The sequence below is a fragment of the Myxococcus sp. CA033 genome (assembly GCF_013336625.1).
GTDB classification, from domain to species: domain Bacteria; phylum Myxococcota; class Myxococcia; order Myxococcales; family Myxococcaceae; genus Myxococcus; species Myxococcus llanfairpwllgwyngyllgogerychwyrndrobwllllantysiliogogogochensis.
The window spans coordinates 1,256,388-1,272,680 of the sequence record NZ_JABUMU010000001.1 but is presented as its reverse complement, the minus strand read 5'-3'; the positions used below and the strand labels follow the sequence as shown (position 1 = coordinate 1,272,680).

The following is a 16,293-nucleotide window of genomic DNA, read 5'->3' as shown; positions in this document are numbered from 1 at the left end:
GCATGCGGTCGGCATGACTCCGCGCGCGCGTGGATGGGAGAGCCTCCGGTGACTTGAGAGGAGAGCGACCCATGCATGAGGCCGATTTCGAGAGGGGTTTCAGGAACGCCCCTCGGTTGATGGCGCTGGTGTTGGCGGCGCTGTTCATTCCGGGGCCTCGCGCCCAGGCCTACCCCATTCCCCCGGAGACGCTCTGGGGACTGACCGAGGAGGCCGAGTGGGTGGTGTGGGCGGACGTCGAGGAGGCATGGCCGTTGCCGGAGGATGAGCGCGAGCGCGCTCAAAAGGAGGACTGGGAATCGGGCCATGTCGCGCGCCTGCGCGTCCGCGAGGCGTGGAAGGGGAATGCCCGTCAGGGCGAACGGCTCGAGGTGCATTGGATTGAACTGGCATGTCCAGCACCCGCTCGCTTCGAGAAAGGGCTCGCGGTGGTGGCGTTCCTGACGCACAGGGCCGGCAAGTGGCGCGCTGTGGCGAAGTCGTACGGGACGCGCTACCCGGCGAGCAATGATGACCTGGAGGCCTATCGCCGCGCGGTGACGCTCGCGAGGAACGCACACGAGAAGTGGACGCAGGAGCGCATCGTGGGGCGGGGCGGGAATCTGGAGGCGGCGCGGGTGGACTGGCAGGTGCGCGTGTCCGCGCATCCCGCGACGCGCTGGGATGGGTTGTACGGGCTGGTGCCGGAGGGGGACTCGGCCCGCGCGTTCTACGATGGACGCGTCAGGACTCCCGTGGTGTTGACCGGCGCGCAGCGCGAGCAACTGGCGCGGGGGTTCGTCGAGCGCCCTCCGCTGGACCGGGCCCTTCCCATGATGCTCAAGGCCCTGCGGGGGCATGCGGACAAGGAGGTGGACCTGAGGGCCGCACGCGCGCTCGAGACAGCGCTCACCCTGGACGGACCCCCGGGCTGGGTGCCCCGTGCCTTCAGCCTGCTTCGTGAGCGCTTTGGAGAGAAGCTCCCGCCGCGAAGGGCGCCGACCCAGGAGGAACTCATGACCCGGATGCTTCGCGATGGGCTTTCGGGGCCCAGCCACGAGGAGCTGGAGGGGTTCATTGAGGAGTGGACGCGCTTCAAGCAGCGCCATCAGTTGACCCCGGCACTGCTGCCTCTGCCGGTGGAGCCTCCCGTCCCTGGCACAGGGGGAGACTCACCGCTCTGAGGCGTCGTCAGTTGCGTCCCCACTGCCGGGGGCGGGTGAAGCGCAGGAAGCCACCGGCCTCTTCCTGTCCAATCGTCTCCGCCTCACCGCCGAAGTAGCGCGCGCGAAGCTCCACCAGCTTCGCCTCCAGCGCCTCTCCGGACAGCTCCTTCGCGAGCGCCTCCCGCTCCGCCATGTACTTCGCGCCCGCGTCCCAGCGGGCGTCCCGGCTCTGGTCCAGCGTGTCCCAGCGCTGGAGGGCCTCGTCGTCCAGGCCCATCTCCTCGCGGACCGAGCGCAGGCTCCTGGCGCGCTCGTCGGCCGGCATGGCGCCCAGGTCCGTCTGCACGGAGGGCAGGTCCAGGAAGCGGTTCATCAGCTCCTGCTGGTGGCGCTCCACATAGGCCGCGGCCTGCTCACCGTGCACCTCCTGGAGGCGCTCCTTGTAGGTGGACAGCTTCTTCTCCAGGCTCACGCCTTCCTGCGCGCCGAGCGTCCGCAGCGTGTCCGCGATGGCCTGGTTCTTCCGCTCCGACGCCCAGATGCGCTCGGCGTTCTCCTTGCCGAAGAGTCGGTGGCGCGCGTCCCACGTCGCCGCGCGGCGCTCCGTGTCGCTCAGCCCTCTCAAATAAGACTCGCTGTCCCGGACCCACTTCTCGTAGTCCACGCGGTTGCGCAGCATCGCCGCCAGCGTGTCGTAGTGCTCCGGGAAGTTCGCCTTGAGGAAGGCCAAGAGCTCCTGCTCCCAGCGGTCCGGGAAGCGCTCCTGGAAGAAGCGCATCAGCTCCTCCACCATCCGTATCTGGAGATACGGCTCGTGGAGCTTCGCCCCGTACTTCTCTCGCAGCGACGTCGCGAGCGCCTCCAGCTCCGCGTCCACGGCACCGGGCGCTGGGGCAGTGGAGGGCATCACGGGTGGCGCGGTGACGGCCGAGGGACGGGCCGTGACAGGGGCTTGCCGCGTGGCTGCGCCTGAAGCGGACGGCGAGGCGGGCGTCGTGACGGGGACAACCGCCTCGGTGGGCCGGACCAGGCCCCAGCTCAACACGCCACACGCCACGGCCACCGTGCCCACCAGCAAGACCTTCGTGCGCTGTCGCATGAATCCACTCCCTGGGGCACGGTGAAGAACGCCGGGAGGCCAGATGACGGGCCTCCCGGCGACGGACGACTCAACGCGGGGTCAGTCGACCTTCGCGATGTAGTCGATGATGGCCGCGTAGAACTCCATCTCGCTGAACGTGTCGGGCCCCAGGCCAATGACGTCCAGGTGGTCCTGGTTGATGACGCTGGACATGGAGGTCGACTGCAGCGCGCTGGGCGCGTTGATGTTGGACACGTAGCCCAGCGCGGAGTCCTGGGCGATGAGGTCCGAGCCCAGGCGCTCCGTGTAGCGCAGCCGGTAGCCCATCTGCTGCGAGTTGATGCCCACCAGGCCGTCGTCATCCTGCTCGGACCGGTTGCCGTCGCCCTTGCCGCCAGCGCCGTCGTTGTCGCAGTCGTCGGCGCAAGCGCCGTCGCCGTCGATGTCGAACAGGAACTCACGCACCACGAACAGCGCGGGGTTCACGCTCAGGCCCTGCTGCGCGGTGATGAGCGACGCGTAGTGGGACGCGTAGGAGGCGTTGATGGGGTTGGCGGTGTTGAAGGCCTTCGCGCCCGTCGTCTTCCCGTCGTTCGCGTCCGCGTCGTTGTAGATGAGCGCCTTCACCGCCGCGTAGCCGTCATTGCCCGGGGCATAGACGACGTCGCCGTAGAAGCGGAACAGCGCGTCCAGCACGCTGGTGATGCCGGGACCCAGGTCCAGGATGTACTTGGCGACCGGCGAGCCACGGTGAGGCGAGGACACGCTCACCAGCGCCTTCACCACCGTGTAGCCCTTGCGCTCGCGCAGCACGCGCGCGGCCTTGCGCACGTCGAGCCCACCCTGCGAGTGGCCCACGAGATTCACATAGGACGAGCCCGCGGTGGCCATGAAGCCCTCCACGTCATTGGCCAGGTCCAGCCCGCGCACGTCGGAGTTCTGCACCGGCTGCACCGCCGCCGCGAAGGCGCGCTGCCCGCTGTTCAGGCCACTGTTGCACGACGTCTCGAACAGCTCGTTGCACGGGTCACCCACGAAGGTGCCGTAGTCGTCACCCCAGTAGTCGTACCCGAGGATGTCGTCGAAGCCTCCCAAGCCATGCGCGAACACGACGGGGTAGGTGGTCTTCTCCGCGGCGGTGGCCGGACTGACGACGCCCAGGACACCGAGCGTCAGGACTGCAAGGAACAGCGGCTGTTGTTTCATGGGGGACTCCTGGCTTTGGGAGGAACGCCTGCTGCAACCGATGCACGTCGGAACAGAACCCCGGGAGCCGGCCTCACTCAGAGGCACCCTGCGACTCAGCCCAACCCCACGACCGAGCGAATCCCGAAGAACGAGAGATCAGTGCCTCAGGATTGATTCCAGAGTCAACACGTCGCGCTGCGTTGGCTTCACGCGGCGAGCCGTCTGTTTGCTGGCGCACTGCGTTGTCTGTGATTGCGCGGTGCGCTGTATTGATGCGTCAATTGTTGCGCATCGCGTCGCGACTCACTTCATACGGGCGGGTCGCCCCCCGTCGCCGGAGCGGTCAACGGGGGGCGCAGCGCGGCCTTACGGCTCCACGGGCGTCTGCTGGATGCGCCAGATTTCTTCCGCGTACTGCTTGATGGTGCGGTCCGAGGAGAAGATGCCGGCGCGCGCCACGTTGATGATGCACTTGCGCGTCCAGCCCTCGGCGTCCTGGTAGGCGCGGACGACTTCATCCTGCTTCGCCGCGTAGGCCGCGAAGTCCGCCAGCACCAGGTAGCGGTCCTCTTCCAGCAGGCTGTCCACCAGCGGCTTGTAGAGGGCGCGGTCCTCCGGGGAGAAGAAGCCGGTGGAGATGAGGTCCAGCGCCTCGCGCAGCTCCAGGTTCTTCTCGTACTCGTCGCGCGGCCGGTAGCCGGCGCGCTTGCGGGCAATCACTTCATCGGCGGTGAGGCCGAAGAGGAAGAAGTTCTCGTCGCCCACCGCCTCGCGAATCTCCACGTTGGCGCCGTCCAGCGTGCCCAGCGTCAATGCGCCGTTGAGCATCAACTTCATGTTGCCCGTGCCGGAGGCCTCCATGCCCGCCGTCGAAATCTGCTCGGACACGTCCGCCGCGGGGATGATGCGCTCGGCCAGGCTCACCCGGTAGTTGGGGGCGAAGACCACTTGCAGCCCCGTCGTGCCCGCGTCGCTGTTGACCACCTCGGCGATGCCGTTGATGAGCCGGATGGTCAGCTTCGCCAGGTGGTAGCCCGGCGCCGCCTTGGCGCCGAAGAGGAACGCGCGCGGGTGGATGATGGTGCTCGGGTCCCTGCGCGCCCGCATCCACAGCGCGACGATGTGCACCGCGTCCAGGAGCTGCCGCTTGTACTCGTGCAGTCGCTTTATCTGCACGTCGAAGATGGCGTCGGGGTTGAGCCGCACCGAGCGGAGGTCCCGGATGTGCTGGGACAGGTCTTCCTTGTTGGCGCGCTTCACCTCGCGGAACGCCTTGCGGAAGGCCGGGTCCTCCGCGTGCGGCTCCAATTCGCGCAGCTTGTCCAGGTTCGTTGCCCAGCCCTCGCCGATGCGGGAGGTAATCAGCTTGGACAGGCGCGGGTTGCACCACGCCAGCCACCGGCGCGGCGTCACGCCGTTCGTCTTGTTGTTGAAGCGCTCCGGGTACATGGCCGCGAAGTCCGGCAGCACATCCCGGCGCAGCAGGTCCGTGTGCAGCGCGGCCACGCCGTTGATGCTGTGGCTGCCCACCACCGCGAGGTGGGCCATGCGAATCTTCTTCTCCGGGCCCTCCTCCACCAGGCTCATCCGCCGCTGCTTCTCCTGGTCATAGGGGTAGCGAATCTGCACCTGGCGCAGGAAGCGCTGGTTGATTTCGTAGATGAGCTCCAGGTGACGGGGCAAGAGCCGCTCGAACAGCGTCGCCGGCCACTTCTCCATCGCCTCCGCCAGGAGCGTGTGGTTCGTGTAGCCGAACACCGCCTGCGTAATCGACCAGGCCTCGTCCCAGGGCAGCCGCTTCTCGTCCACCAGCACGCGCATCAGCTCCGCCACGCCAATGGCCGGGTGCGTGTCGTTGAGCTGGATGGCCGCCTTCTTGGGGAAGTCCCTGAAGTCCGTGTGGTTCTTCAGGAAGCGCCGGACGATGTCGGCGATGGAGCACGCGACGAAGAAGTACTGCTGCTTGAGGCGCAGCTCCTTGCCCGCCTGGAACGCGTCGTTCGGATAGAGGACCTTGGAGATGACCTCCGAGTCGTTCTTCTCGACGACGGAGCGCTCGTAGTCGCCCGCGTTGAAGAGCAGCAGGTCGAACTCCTCGGACGCGCGCGCCTGCCACAGCCGCAGGGTGTTGACGGTGTCGTTGTGGTAGCCGGCGATGGGTGTGTCGTAGGGGACGCCCACCACCGTCTTGCCACCCACCCAGCGCGCCACGGGCTTGCCGTCCGGACCCTGGTGGTGCTCCACCCGCCCGAAGAAGCGCACCGGCACCGCCTTCTCCGGCCGGACGATTTCCCACGGGTTGCCGAACTTGAGCCACTCGTCGGCGCGCTCCACCTGGTAGCCGTTGACGATGTCCTGCGTGAAGATGCCGAACTCGTAGCGGATGCCGTACCCCATGCCGGGGTAGCCGAGCGTCGCCAGCGAGTCCAGGAAGCACGCCGCCAGGCGCCCCAGGCCGCCGTTGCCCAGGCCCGCGTCCGGCTCCATCTCCAGGAGGTTGGTGAGGTCCACCCCCACCTCGCGCATGGCCTCGGACGCGGCGTCGTGCATGCCCAGGCTCAACAGGTTGTTTCCCAGCGCCCGACCCAGCAGGTACTCCGCGGACAGGTAGTAGGCGCGTTTGACGTCCTTCTCGTAGTAGGTGCGCGCGGTGCGGACCCAGCGGTCCGCCAGCCTGTCTCGCACCGCGAGGGACAGCGCCATGAAGCGGTCGTGCGCGGTGGACGTCTCGTAGTTCTTCCCACGCGAGTAGCGCACGTGGTCCAGGAACGAGCGGCGCATGGACGTCGCGTCGCTCCCGGTGCGGCCGCTGTCGTCATTCGAGTTCGACGCCGCGGGACGGGACTGCGGGGAAGCGGAGGCGGGAGAGGCCATGTCGCGAGAGGTCTCCATCCGGGTGTGACTTCGGGTGGGAAGGCTGATGCGGGGTGTCAGGGTAGCGCAGCCCTGGCGGAGGTCGCATGGGAAAGCGCGGAGCCAGGAAGGGGAGGGATGCTCCCTGGGAAGGACCTGGGACGTCCAGGAGCGAAGCGCGATGCGCGCCCATCCGCCTGCTTTCCCACAGCGCTCGCGTGGAACGGGCGCCCCTGGCAGGCCGGTTTGATGTAGAAATCAACGGTCATGGCCTTCCCGAAGAATGACTTGGACCAGCGGCTCGCGCTGGTGCGGCCCGAAGACACGGTCCGCGGCCTCATCTTCAACGCGGTGCTGACGCTCGCGGAGAAGCAGCTGGGGCCGGACACGGCCGCCCGGCTGCGCGAGCCGCTCTTCAAGCGCTCACCGGTGGACTTCTTCTCCTACTCCGCGGTGGACGCCATCCGGTTGCTGTATGCCACGTCTGACGCGCTCGCGAAGGCGGGGCGCTTCACCTCCCAGGAGGACGCGGTGCGCGCGTGTGGCGCGGCCGCCGTGACGGGCTTCTTCTCCTCCACGGTGGGCCAGACGCTGACGCGGCTGATTGGCAAGGGCGACCCCAAGCGCCTCCTGTCCAACGCGCCCACCGCCTACTCCACGCTGGTGAGCTACGGGCGCCGGGAGTACTCCGTGCTGAGCGAGCGCCACGTGCGCCTGTCCTTCCACGGCGACATGCAGCCGGTGCAGTTCCACGAAGGGGTGCTCCAGGAGGCCCTGAAGGCCATCCAGTGCAAGGGCACCGTCGTGGGCACGCCGCACGGCTACTTCGCGGCGGACTACGACATCGTCTGGGAGTAGTCCGCTGGCGGCCCCGGTGCCGTCTCAGGGCGCCGCGGGGGCCTGTCCGGCGACGGCGGCCACGGAGACGGCCTCCATCTGTCCCGCGAGCTCCTGCGCCTTGGCGAGGAAGTCCGGCAGGAGCGTCTTGGGCAGCGGGTCCGCGCGGGGGAACTGCTGGTTGAGCGGGTTGGTGTACCCGCCGCCGCGCTTCATGCCGAAGTGCAGGTGCGGTCCGGTGGAGCGGCCGGTGTTGCCCGAATAGGCGATGACCTGCTTCTGGCTGACGCGCGCGCCCACGCGCACGCCCTCACCCACCTTCGACAGGTGCATGTACTGCGTCTCGAAGCCGTTGGCGTGGCGCAGGACGACCATGTTGCCGGCCGCGCCGGCCCAGCCCGCCTGCGTCACCGTGCCGTCCGCCACGGCCCACACGGGCGTGCCGATGGGCGTGCCGTAGTCCACGCCGTTGTGGTTCTTCAGGTACTGGAGCACCGGGTGGAAGCGCGAGCCGAACTTGCTGGTGACGTGCGCGTACTTCAGCGGGCTCTTGAGGAAGGTCTTCTTCGCGCTGGCGCCGTCCTCCTGGAAGTAGTTGGGCTGCCCGTCCGGCAGGACGTAGCGGTAGACCTTCTTGGGGCCGACGAGGCCGCCGACGTACTGGGCGGCGAGCACCTCGCCGTAGCGCAGCACGCGGCCCTTGGAGACGAACTTCTCCACCAGCGCCCGCGCGGTGTCGCCCTTGCGCACGTCCCGGTAGAAGTCGATGTCCCAGGCGAACACGTCCGCCAGCACCATGCCGATGGCCGGGTCCTCGCCCGCGTCCACCGCCGCCTCGTAGAGCGACGTCTGGATTTCGAGCGAGACGACGGACACCTGCTTCTCGACTTCGATGGAGCGCTTGCTGCCCACGTACTTCTCGCCGTCGCGGCGCACCTGCCACTCGTCGACGAGGCTCTGGCGGTAGTCGAAGAAGTCCAGCTCGCCATCGCGCAGGACGATGCGGAACTGGTCTCCCACGCGGGACTTGCGGAAGTCGAACACGCCTTCCAGCGCGGAGATGACCGCGGTCACCTGGGCGTCGGGTAACTGGGCCTCATGCAGCGCGCCCGCCAACGTCTGGCGCGGTTCAATCCGGCGATTCTTGATGTCGTACCGGACGGCGGCCTCGGAAGCGGAGGACACGGTCAGCAGGGCGGCCAGGGCGAAGAGGGGGGCAAGTCGCATGGGGCGGGGAGCGAGTGTAGTGGACACTCGCGCCCCTGCCCAACTGGCGGCTCGGGTTTTTCCCGAGCCTGCCTGCCTGGCTGCTTCGCCGTGTCAGCTCCGGCGCCGGCGCCGGGCCATGAGCAGCAGCACGCCGAGCATTCCGAGCGGCCCCGCGAGCCCCGCGCCGCCCCCGAAGCTGGTGCAGCCCGTGTGTTCACCGGGGCGCTTGGGAGGCTCGGGCACGGAGCCGGCGTCGGTCCCCGCGTCGGAGCCGGCGTCAGTCCCCGCGTCGGAGCCGGCGTCGGTCCCCGCGTCGGAGCCCGCATCAGCGCCGGCGTCCGGTTCAGGGTCGGGGCCGGCGTCCTGGCCCGCGTCCACGACGACGGGGCGTGGCCGGACGGTGACTTTCACCGGGGCGGAGGCGGAGAGCTCCGCGTCACTCACGGTCAGCTCGAACGTCAGGTCCGTGTCCACCTGGACGGTGGGCGCGGTGAAGCCCGGCCGCTCCGGGTCACTCACATCCAGCGTCACGGTGGGGCCCGTGAGCTGCTTCCAGGTGAATGCCAGCGTGTCTCCATTCGGGTCGGTGCTCCCCTCGCCATCGAGCGTCACCGGCTCGCCACTGAAGACGGTCTGGTCCACTCCGACGACGACGCGGGGATGGCAGGTGCCGACGTCCGCGGCGAGCTTCAGGAAGGGCGGCGCGGTGGCGCCCTGGACGGTGATGTTGTCGATTTCCCAGCCGTGGGCCTCGAGCGCCAGGGCCGAGCCCAGGCGGAAGCGCAGCTTCACCGTGCTGCCCTGGAGCCGGGTCCCGAAGTCCAGGGTGACGGTGTTGGTGTTGGGCCAGGCCGCGTTCTCCTTCACGTAGGCCAGTCTGCCCCCCAGGTTGTTGCCGGTCTCCGTGTCGAGGGGGCCGCCATAGTCCAGGCCCGCGGTGACGAGGGTGCTGACGTCCTGCCAGGTCTGACCATTGTTCCGGGTGAACTCGATGACGCCCCCGTTCCAGTAGTCCGTCACGCCGGTGTGCTCGCTGGTGAAGTAGGCGAAGGAGTGGCGATGCTCGAACGACAGGCTGAACCGCCCGCCAGCGGGGATGACCATCTCCGGGGTCTGCAACGCCGTGTCCGCGAAGTCGAAGGCATCCTGCGCGAACCAGATGCGGTCCCCCGGAGCGCGCGGCGACTCCTGGATGCGCCAGGTCTGGCTTGCTTCACCTTCGAGCACGTCGGGCACCCAGGTGCTCCGGTGGCCCTCGACCCTGTCCGTCACGGACGGGACAAGGTCATAGTCGAGCTGCGCGGTGTGCTGCTGGGTGGAGGACGTCTGGCAGGAGGTGGCGCTGTCGAGGGTGACGTCGTAGCGCGCGATGCTCGCCGAACCCACCGAGAGGGCCAGCTCGACTGGAATCGAAACCGTCCGGGCCGAGAACGGCGCCACGACGTCCACGGTGACGAAGTTCCCCTGGGGGAACAGCAGGGTCGTCGGGCCGTTGGAGACCGTCACTCTCGCGGAGGAGGCGTCGGCGGGGCCGTGGTTCCTGACGGTGACTTCGATTCTGCCCGTCTCCGCGCCATCCAGCACCCCGTCGTGGTTGTCACAGGAGCGCGCGCCTTCTTTCAGCGTGACGCCCTCCAGCCTCAGGTCGGATTGAAGGTGCTGGGCCTCGACGAGCCCGCTGAAGCCCACGGAGTCGCGTGGCGGCGACACCGCGCAGGAGCCGGCGCCGCGGTCCGCGAAGGCCTGGGCCAGCAGCTCCATGTCCTGGAGGTCTTTCGCCGCGGCGGCCATGAGCAGCGCGTCCCGCTGCTCCGTGAAGGTGGCGTCCACCGGCGCCAGCATCATCCCGGTGACCACATAGTCGGCCATGCGTCGCCTGGCCTCGGCGAAGGAGGGGATGCGCGGCGAGTTCCCCCGGCTCTGCGCGACCAGGGCCAGGTAGCCATCGAAGAGCATGCTGGCCCAGACCTCGCCGGCGTTGTGCATCTGGGCGTTCCCAAACGCGTTGGCGCGCACCGGGTGGGTCGCGGGCAGGGCGGTGCCCTGGGTGATGTGCCGGAACCTGAGCGCGTTCTTCGTCGCCAGCCGCGAGTAGGGAATCCGACGGACACCGAAGTAGGAACTCTCCCCCCGGAGCTGGGCCGCGAAGCCGCCCACCGCGAACGTCCCATCCAGGTTGTCATTCTCGCGCAGCATCAGGTGGAGGGCCGTGAAGTCACTCCAGCCTTCACTCATGGCGTCGCACTGCGGCGTCGAGCATTCGGCCAGGCGATGGAAGAGCACGTGCCCCCACTCGTGGGCCACGATGGTGTTGTCCAGGGTGCCATCCCTGTCGGCGCTGGCCGCGCGCCTCATGGTCCCCTGCGAGGGGCCCTGCGCGAGCAGCGCCTTGAGCGCCTGTCCATCCTCGTAGGAGAGGGACAGCACCGGAAGTGAGGGATTGGGCGCCGGGTCTCCCTCGAACAGGGTGGGCGCCGGGGCACCGGGGACGTGATTGATGACGATGAGGCCCGCCGCCAGGGCGGCCTCCGCGTGGATGGCCTTGCGCTCGTCCGTGCAGCCACCCCGGTTGACCACGATGATGGCGTCCTCCGCGTTGGCATTCACCAGCGGCTGGCACCCGTCTTCTCCAGGCGCCTGCCCGTCATCCGCGAGGACCAGGGGCTTCTGCAGGTTGAAGTCCCGGGCGCCAAACGCGGCCTTGCCGGTGGTGTATGAGAAACCCGTGCCGGAGAACGCGCGGACCTCGGGTGTCTCCCAGAGGTAGAACTCCAGCCGGGGAGACACCCCGTCCGAGGGGACGAAGGCGAAGGCATTGTTGCGCGCCCGCGCATCCGGCCCCTGGTTCTGGGCCTCGGCCAGCAACCTGTCGTTGGCCTCTCCGCCTCGATTCAGGTTGTCGGTCTGCGCGTTGCCCGCCTGCTCATCGAAGCCAGAGAGGTAGAAATAGTCGTGCAACCAGTTGGTGGTGTAGAACAACTGGACCACCGACGCGGATGTCTGTGTTTGAGAGGCCAGGGGGGCGGCGCTGGTGTCGTATTCATGCGGGAAGTCTCGCGTGCCTGGCGTGACGAACGCTTGCGCGTCCTTCCCGGCGGGACCCTCGGAGAAGCCGTCCGGGCTGTAGTGGTCGGCGTAGGCCCACACGTTATTGCCAGCGGTCCGGGTCGCCCCGGCGGGCAGCCACGGGTCCACCTGGAGCGTGCCGGGGTGGACCAATCCCTCCGCGGACACCTGTATCGGCTGGGTGAATCCCGGCTCCCGTCCGTCGGGTTCGCCTTTCGGGTGAGGGGTGTAGTCGTCCTGGGGGCTGTCCAGCGGGACGCCATTCGCATCCGCCCAGACGCGGTACGTGAACGCGTCCGCCATGACGCGGTCGCGGCGATGGAGCACGCGCCCATCCTCCACGTGGAGCAGGTAGCCATGTCCTCGCGGGTGTTCATCCCCCGCGCGCTCGGCGAGGAGCTCCACCGAGTAGGCTGGGAGCAGCTGACCCCTCACGGGGACGTACACCTGCCTGACCCGGGCCGGAGTCACCAGGGAGACACCGGAGCGCTTGTCCACGCTGTCGGGCACGAAGTCGAAGAAAGAGCCCCCCGCCTGGGCGTGACGCACCTCGTGGACTTCACCCGCCAGGGATTGGCCATACATGTCCCCGAGCGCGCTCAGCACCGCCTCGCCAGGGGACTGGCGGGGACTGGCGGTCGTCAGGGGGGAGCCGGCGAGCTGCTGGGCGCGCTCCACCCCACGACTCAGGTGGCCCGTGAGGCCCACGAGCGCCAGGTCCCGGGTCAGGAGCACCTTCAACTCATTGCGCACCACCTCCAGGCCCGCGACGCGCTGCCTGAAGAAGACGATGATTCCGCCCCGGCCAATGTCATGCACGCGATGGACATACGCCGCGCGCAGGTCGGCCGGGGACAATCCATACAGCGGCGCCTGCTGCTCCAGATAGGCACGCGCGGCCGCCTCGGGGGTGTCATGGCTGGGATTCGGGCGCGACGTGGCGCGCTCGGCCCACACCAGGGTCGGAGTGTTCCGGTCCACGTCGCGAGAGACGACCGCGACGGAGGGGAGCGCCGCGGCGCTCCCGACCTGTCTGCTCGGGTCGGGAGCGCTTCCCGTGGGGAGTTCCACCGCACACCCTGTGCCTATCGCCAGGGCCCACACCACGGTGGGAACACTGCTCACAAGACTCTTGGCCACTTGACCCCCCACGGATTCACTGCCTTCCCTTGACGGGAGCGCCGGCCCTTACTGGCAGATGGTAGTATCCCGCAGCCGGCTGATATGGCCAACAGCATTGCCTATCAGTGAGCGTGCGTAGATTCCTCCCACCCAACTGCCGTTCGCGAAGCTGAAATGGGCATTGGGTGCAAGGACTGTGCCGTAGAAGCCATAGTCAAAGGCGGTGATGGCGGTTGCTTCGGGGAAGTTGAAGAGGACGCCGTGCTCGTCAATGCCACCCGTGAAGACGTGTCCGAAGTTGGCGAAGCGCGCCGTGGTTCCGCGGACGTTGATGACAGCCAGGGAGTTGGCGGGGGCTTCGAGGGAGAGCAGCGTGGCGTTGGTGAACACGCTGGCCTCCACGTTGAAGACATTCACCTCGGGGTTGACACCGCGCAGCAGGACGCCCCCCCAGCTCTCGATGATGACGGTGCCCGCGGAAGGCAGGTTGGACAGGCGGGTGGAGAGCGCGCGCAGCGCGGTGAAGCGCGCGGCGAAGTCGATGGGATTGCCTCGCGCCGCGGTGCCGCGGTTCACCACGACCGAGCCCTGGGGAAGGAGCTGTCCGCCATATCTGGCATTGCCCCAGACCGTGCCGTTGTTGAGGATGAGATTGCCACCCGCGACCAGGACGTTGGTGGTCTCCGTCGCGGGGAGCTTCCAGCCGACCTGGAAGTCCTTGAGGGAGATGTTGCCGCCGGCGGCCACCTGTCCTCCGACGTCGATGCCCTCGCGATAGTCCTCCTGGACGAAGAGGTTGTAGTCCCCCAGGTGGACATCGAGACACTGGCGGGTGCTGCCCTCGCTGACCTTCACGGTGATGCTGGTGTGGAGGCCCCCATTCCGGATGACGATGGTCGCGAGCCCCACGCCTTGAGACGTCACGGTTCCACCCAGGGTCACCGTGGCGACGTCCGCGTTGGACGCGGAGTACACCGTGCCCAGCGCGGGCGAGGAGATGTCGCGCTTCACGCCGTCGTCATAGTGGCCCACCACGACCAGGTGCCGTGTCGAGCCCACGCCGCGAAGCGTGGAGTCGCCGTTGATGACGGACATGGACGTCAGCTTCGCCGTGGTGGTCACGGGAAGCACGAGCGGAGGGGACTCCGCGGAGGTGCCCGTCGCATCGAAGCCATAGGCGGTGAGCGTCACCGTGCCAATGGCATCCCTCGGAATCCGGAGCTGGGTCGTGAAGGGCGCGGTCTTCATGAACGCCCCGTGGCCCACGCCTCCGACGAGCGCGCTCACGGGTAGGAAGCCTCCGGTGCCTTGCAGGCTCACCGTTATCAGGCTCCCCGGCGTCACAGGCGTGCCCGCGGCCGGCGAGACGATTTGCATGGCGCCCGCCAGCAAGGGGAGCGGCTCTGGGGGTGGGGGGCTGTCCTCGAGGGGCGCCAGGGTGGGCGGGCAGCTGTTCTCCCGGGTCAGGAGTCCTGGGGCGGGCATGGACGTGGCGAACAAGGGGCCCTTGACGGGGCTGTTGAGCAGCTCGACGATCCGGTTGTCCTGGGCGTCGTTGCTCATGACCTGGAAGTGTTCGGAGTCGTTGTCGCCGCTGACGACCGGGAAGGTGGTCAATGGGGTGCTGGTGCTGTTGTTGGCGAGCCCTCCCCGCTGGTCTGCCTCGGCGAGGAAGAGGTCGTACGGGTCGTCGCAGAAGATGCGGCTCTTGTTGCCTGTGACGGTGTCCAGTTTGGTCAGGATGAGCCTGTCCTTCACAGAGGACTCGGCGCCCTTGGTGTAGGGGTGTCTGTTCTGCATGTTGATGTACAGCGTCCGGGTGGAGGGAAGCAGCATCTCGAAGGCGGTACCGTGCTCGATGGTGTTTCCTCCGGTGCCGACCAGCACATGCGACGGGACCACGGTGGTCTGGATGCTGTTGATGGTCGGGCTCTGCGTCACGAGGTCATCAATGGCTCCTCCCTCGGCCCCGTCGATTTTGACGCCGAAGTTGCGCAACATGTTCCTGACGGCGGTCATCTCCGATGCGTTCAAGGACGTTCGCATCCTCACGACCTCGTCCGCGATGCGCGTGCCCAGGTGGGGGGTGTTCACGGTGATGAGCCGGTTGAAGTAGCCTTTTCCGAGGTTCGAGTCGTCGTGGTAGTCGGTCCGGTCGACGAACTTGCGGGCCATCAATCCGCCCATGCCATGGCCGATGACGTCGACCTGGGTGACGGCGACATTGTCATGGCGGTGCTCGGTCAAGGCTTCGTCCACGGCCTTCGAGACGACGTCGACGTTCTGCGGAGACTCGATGCCCGCCGAATTGTAGAGCGCGTAGTCCGCACAGGTGACGTCGAACAGGGGGTTGCCGGAGATGCGGGCGCTGCCCGTCCAGAACAGGCAGCTGGACCAGATGTCGTGAACGACCACCAGGGGGGGGCGGATGATGTTGAGCGGGAGCGTCTCCGTGACAGCGGTCCCTCCCGTCGGGGTGAAGGCCGCGGAGAGTGTCGTGGTCCGCTTGTTGACCCCGGCGGAGGTGCCGTTGTTGAAGTCCTCGGGGCTCGTATACAGCGCCAGCGCGTAGAAGCCCGTGCTGAGCTGCACGGCGGGGACCGACACCGTGTTGCTCACGGTGGAACTCCCAATGGCGCTCAAGACGCCGTTCGGGTTCCCGGTGGCGGCGGGCACGGAGAACACCATGTTTCCAGCGCCGCTGACCTTGGCGCGCACGACGAGCTTGGTTTCGCCATCGGCGACCACCGCGCGAATGGAGGCGCCGTTGTCCTCGTGCGCGAGCGCCTCCAGGTCTTGCGACACCGTGCGCGAGCTCCTGTCGATGAGCTCGGGGTTCGGGTCGACCACCTGGAAGGTCCCGAAGGTGATGTTGTCCAGGACCACCGCCGAGTCCAGGATGCCGTCCCCGAGGTCCTGGATGGAGAACTCGAGGGTGACGGGCCCACCGCCCCTGATGGGAATGTTGATGATTTTGTAGTTGGTGATGCCCATGTCCGGGAACGTGGGGATGGTGGACGGGTAGGTGATGGGGAAGTAGTCGATGCCGGCCGGGTCGTCCGCGAGCAGGTCGAACCCGGAGCCTCCGGCGCGCGTGGCGGAGGCATCGAAGAATTCGGCGCTGTTCACCGACGTCTGCTCGATGGTGCGCGTGTTCGTGGCATCGGTCACGCGGACGGTGAACACGTCATTGAATTCGCTGCCGACGTAGTCGGGCGACTCGGCGCTCAGGAAGCGATAGTCGAAAGACATGCGGGAGATTCCCGCGCGCACGTTGAAGGTGAGCCGCAGCGTCACCGCGTCCCCCTCGATTCCCGTGGGCGTGAAGTCCGTGCCGGGCTCGGTGGCGCGCGTCCCAGGCTGGTTCAGGCCGATGGTGCCGGTGCTCAGGACGGCCAGGGTGTTTCCCATGCGGGGCTTGATGACCCCAAAGGTAGGCAGCACGAGCGCCGAGTCATCCGCGGGCGCGGTGAGCGTGGCGGTGGTCCCCGCGGGAGCGTCCATGGCCGCGGCGAGCGCCGCGGCCGTGGCGTTCAGGGTGCTGGAGGTTGCTGGCGCTGGCGCCATGAACTGGCCCGCGAGGCGCAGCCGCTCCGTCCTGGCGTCGGCGCGCAGCCTGGAGGCTCGTGGCTGTTCCGGCTCGGGCGGAGGGAGACTGGCGTCACCACACGCCACGGCGAGCGCTACGACAAACGGGAGCAGGAGAACGGTGCGCGTCTGCATCAGGTTCACTCCGTGGTGTTGAGCTGGTGTGGCACGTGGGATGCGGGCTTCGGTGGGCGATAACGGGCA

General features: G+C 67.9%; 9 protein-coding genes. 3 read left to right on the top strand and 6 right to left on the bottom strand.

Annotation, left to right across the window (positions count from 1 at the left end; translation table 11 throughout):
* Window positions 1-71: 71 nt before the first annotated feature.
* A complete protein-coding gene (locus tag HUA78_RS05010; RefSeq protein WP_174475752.1) occupies window positions 72-1,163 on the top strand; it encodes a hypothetical protein in 1,092 nt (363 codons plus the stop codon).
* Window positions 1,164-1,170: 7 nt separating this feature from the next.
* Here HUA78_RS05010 and HUA78_RS05005 read toward each other — a convergent pair whose 3' ends face one another.
* From HUA78_RS05005 to HUA78_RS04995, 3 genes are all read right to left on the bottom strand, one after another.
* Window positions 1,171-2,244 carry a hypothetical protein gene (locus HUA78_RS05005; protein ID WP_174475751.1) on the bottom strand — a complete coding sequence of 358 codons (1,074 nt, stop codon included), beginning with the start codon at window positions 2,242-2,244 and terminating at the stop codon, window positions 1,171-1,173.
* An 81-nt stretch (window positions 2,245-2,325) separates the two neighbouring features.
* Window positions 2,326-3,432 (bottom strand): triacylglycerol lipase, encoded by a 1,107-nt coding sequence (locus HUA78_RS05000; protein ID WP_174475750.1) that lies wholly within the window; start codon window positions 3,430-3,432, stop codon window positions 2,326-2,328.
* A gap of 348 nt (window positions 3,433-3,780) precedes the next feature.
* Window positions 3,781-6,195 (bottom strand): glycogen/starch/alpha-glucan phosphorylase, encoded by a 2,415-nt coding sequence (locus tag HUA78_RS04995; protein WP_254614276.1) that lies wholly within the window; start codon window positions 6,193-6,195, stop codon window positions 3,781-3,783.
* Between HUA78_RS04995 and HUA78_RS47205 the strand changes: the two genes are divergently transcribed.
* The gene (locus HUA78_RS47205) at window positions 6,194-6,316 is read left to right on the top strand and encodes a hypothetical protein (RefSeq protein WP_256433081.1); all 123 of its coding nucleotides are present in this window, start codon (window positions 6,194-6,196) and stop codon (window positions 6,314-6,316) included. The genes HUA78_RS04995 and HUA78_RS47205 overlap by 2 nt on opposite strands.
* 218 nt (window positions 6,317-6,534) lie before the next feature.
* Window positions 6,535-7,125 (top strand): DUF2378 family protein, encoded by a 591-nt coding sequence (locus HUA78_RS04990; RefSeq protein WP_174452983.1) that lies wholly within the window; start codon window positions 6,535-6,537, stop codon window positions 7,123-7,125.
* Window positions 7,126-7,149: 24 nt separating this feature from the next.
* On the opposite strand, the gene HUA78_RS04985 is transcribed toward HUA78_RS04990, so the two are convergent.
* From HUA78_RS04985 to HUA78_RS04975, 3 genes are all read right to left on the bottom strand, one after another.
* On the bottom strand, window positions 7,150-8,331 hold the full coding sequence (locus HUA78_RS04985; RefSeq protein WP_141645402.1) for a M23 family metallopeptidase: 1,182 nt from the start codon (window positions 8,329-8,331) through the stop codon (window positions 7,150-7,152).
* A 93-nt stretch (window positions 8,332-8,424) separates the two neighbouring features.
* Window positions 8,425-12,519, bottom strand: a complete 4,095-nt coding sequence (locus HUA78_RS04980) for a M36 family metallopeptidase (protein ID WP_174475749.1) — start codon at window positions 12,517-12,519, stop codon at window positions 8,425-8,427.
* A gap of 48 nt (window positions 12,520-12,567) precedes the next feature.
* Window positions 12,568-16,224 carry a choice-of-anchor A family protein gene (locus tag HUA78_RS04975; RefSeq protein WP_174475748.1) on the bottom strand — a complete coding sequence of 1,219 codons (3,657 nt, stop codon included), beginning with the start codon at window positions 16,222-16,224 and terminating at the stop codon, window positions 12,568-12,570.
* Window positions 16,225-16,293: the final 69 nt, after the last annotated feature.

Coding starts and splice junctions, on each gene's coding strand:
- HUA78_RS05010 (WP_174475752.1), top strand. CDS start 72: ATGCATGAGGCCGATTTCGAGAGGGGTTTCAGGAACGCCCCTCGGTTG.
- HUA78_RS05005 (WP_174475751.1), bottom strand. CDS start 2,244: ATGCGACAGCGCACGAAGGTCTTGCTGGTGGGCACGGTGGCCGTGGCG.
- HUA78_RS05000 (WP_174475750.1), bottom strand. CDS start 3,432: ATGAAACAACAGCCGCTGTTCCTTGCAGTCCTGACGCTCGGTGTCCTG.
- HUA78_RS47205 (WP_256433081.1), top strand. CDS start 6,194: ATGGACGTCGCGTCGCTCCCGGTGCGGCCGCTGTCGTCATTCGAGTTC.
- HUA78_RS04995 (WP_254614276.1), bottom strand. CDS start 6,195: ATGCGCCGCTCGTTCCTGGACCACGTGCGCTACTCGCGTGGGAAGAAC.
- HUA78_RS04990 (WP_174452983.1), top strand. CDS start 6,535: ATGGCCTTCCCGAAGAATGACTTGGACCAGCGGCTCGCGCTGGTGCGG.
- HUA78_RS04985 (WP_141645402.1), bottom strand. CDS start 8,331: ATGCGACTTGCCCCCCTCTTCGCCCTGGCCGCCCTGCTGACCGTGTCC.
- HUA78_RS04975 (WP_174475748.1), bottom strand. CDS start 16,224: ATGCAGACGCGCACCGTTCTCCTGCTCCCGTTTGTCGTAGCGCTCGCC.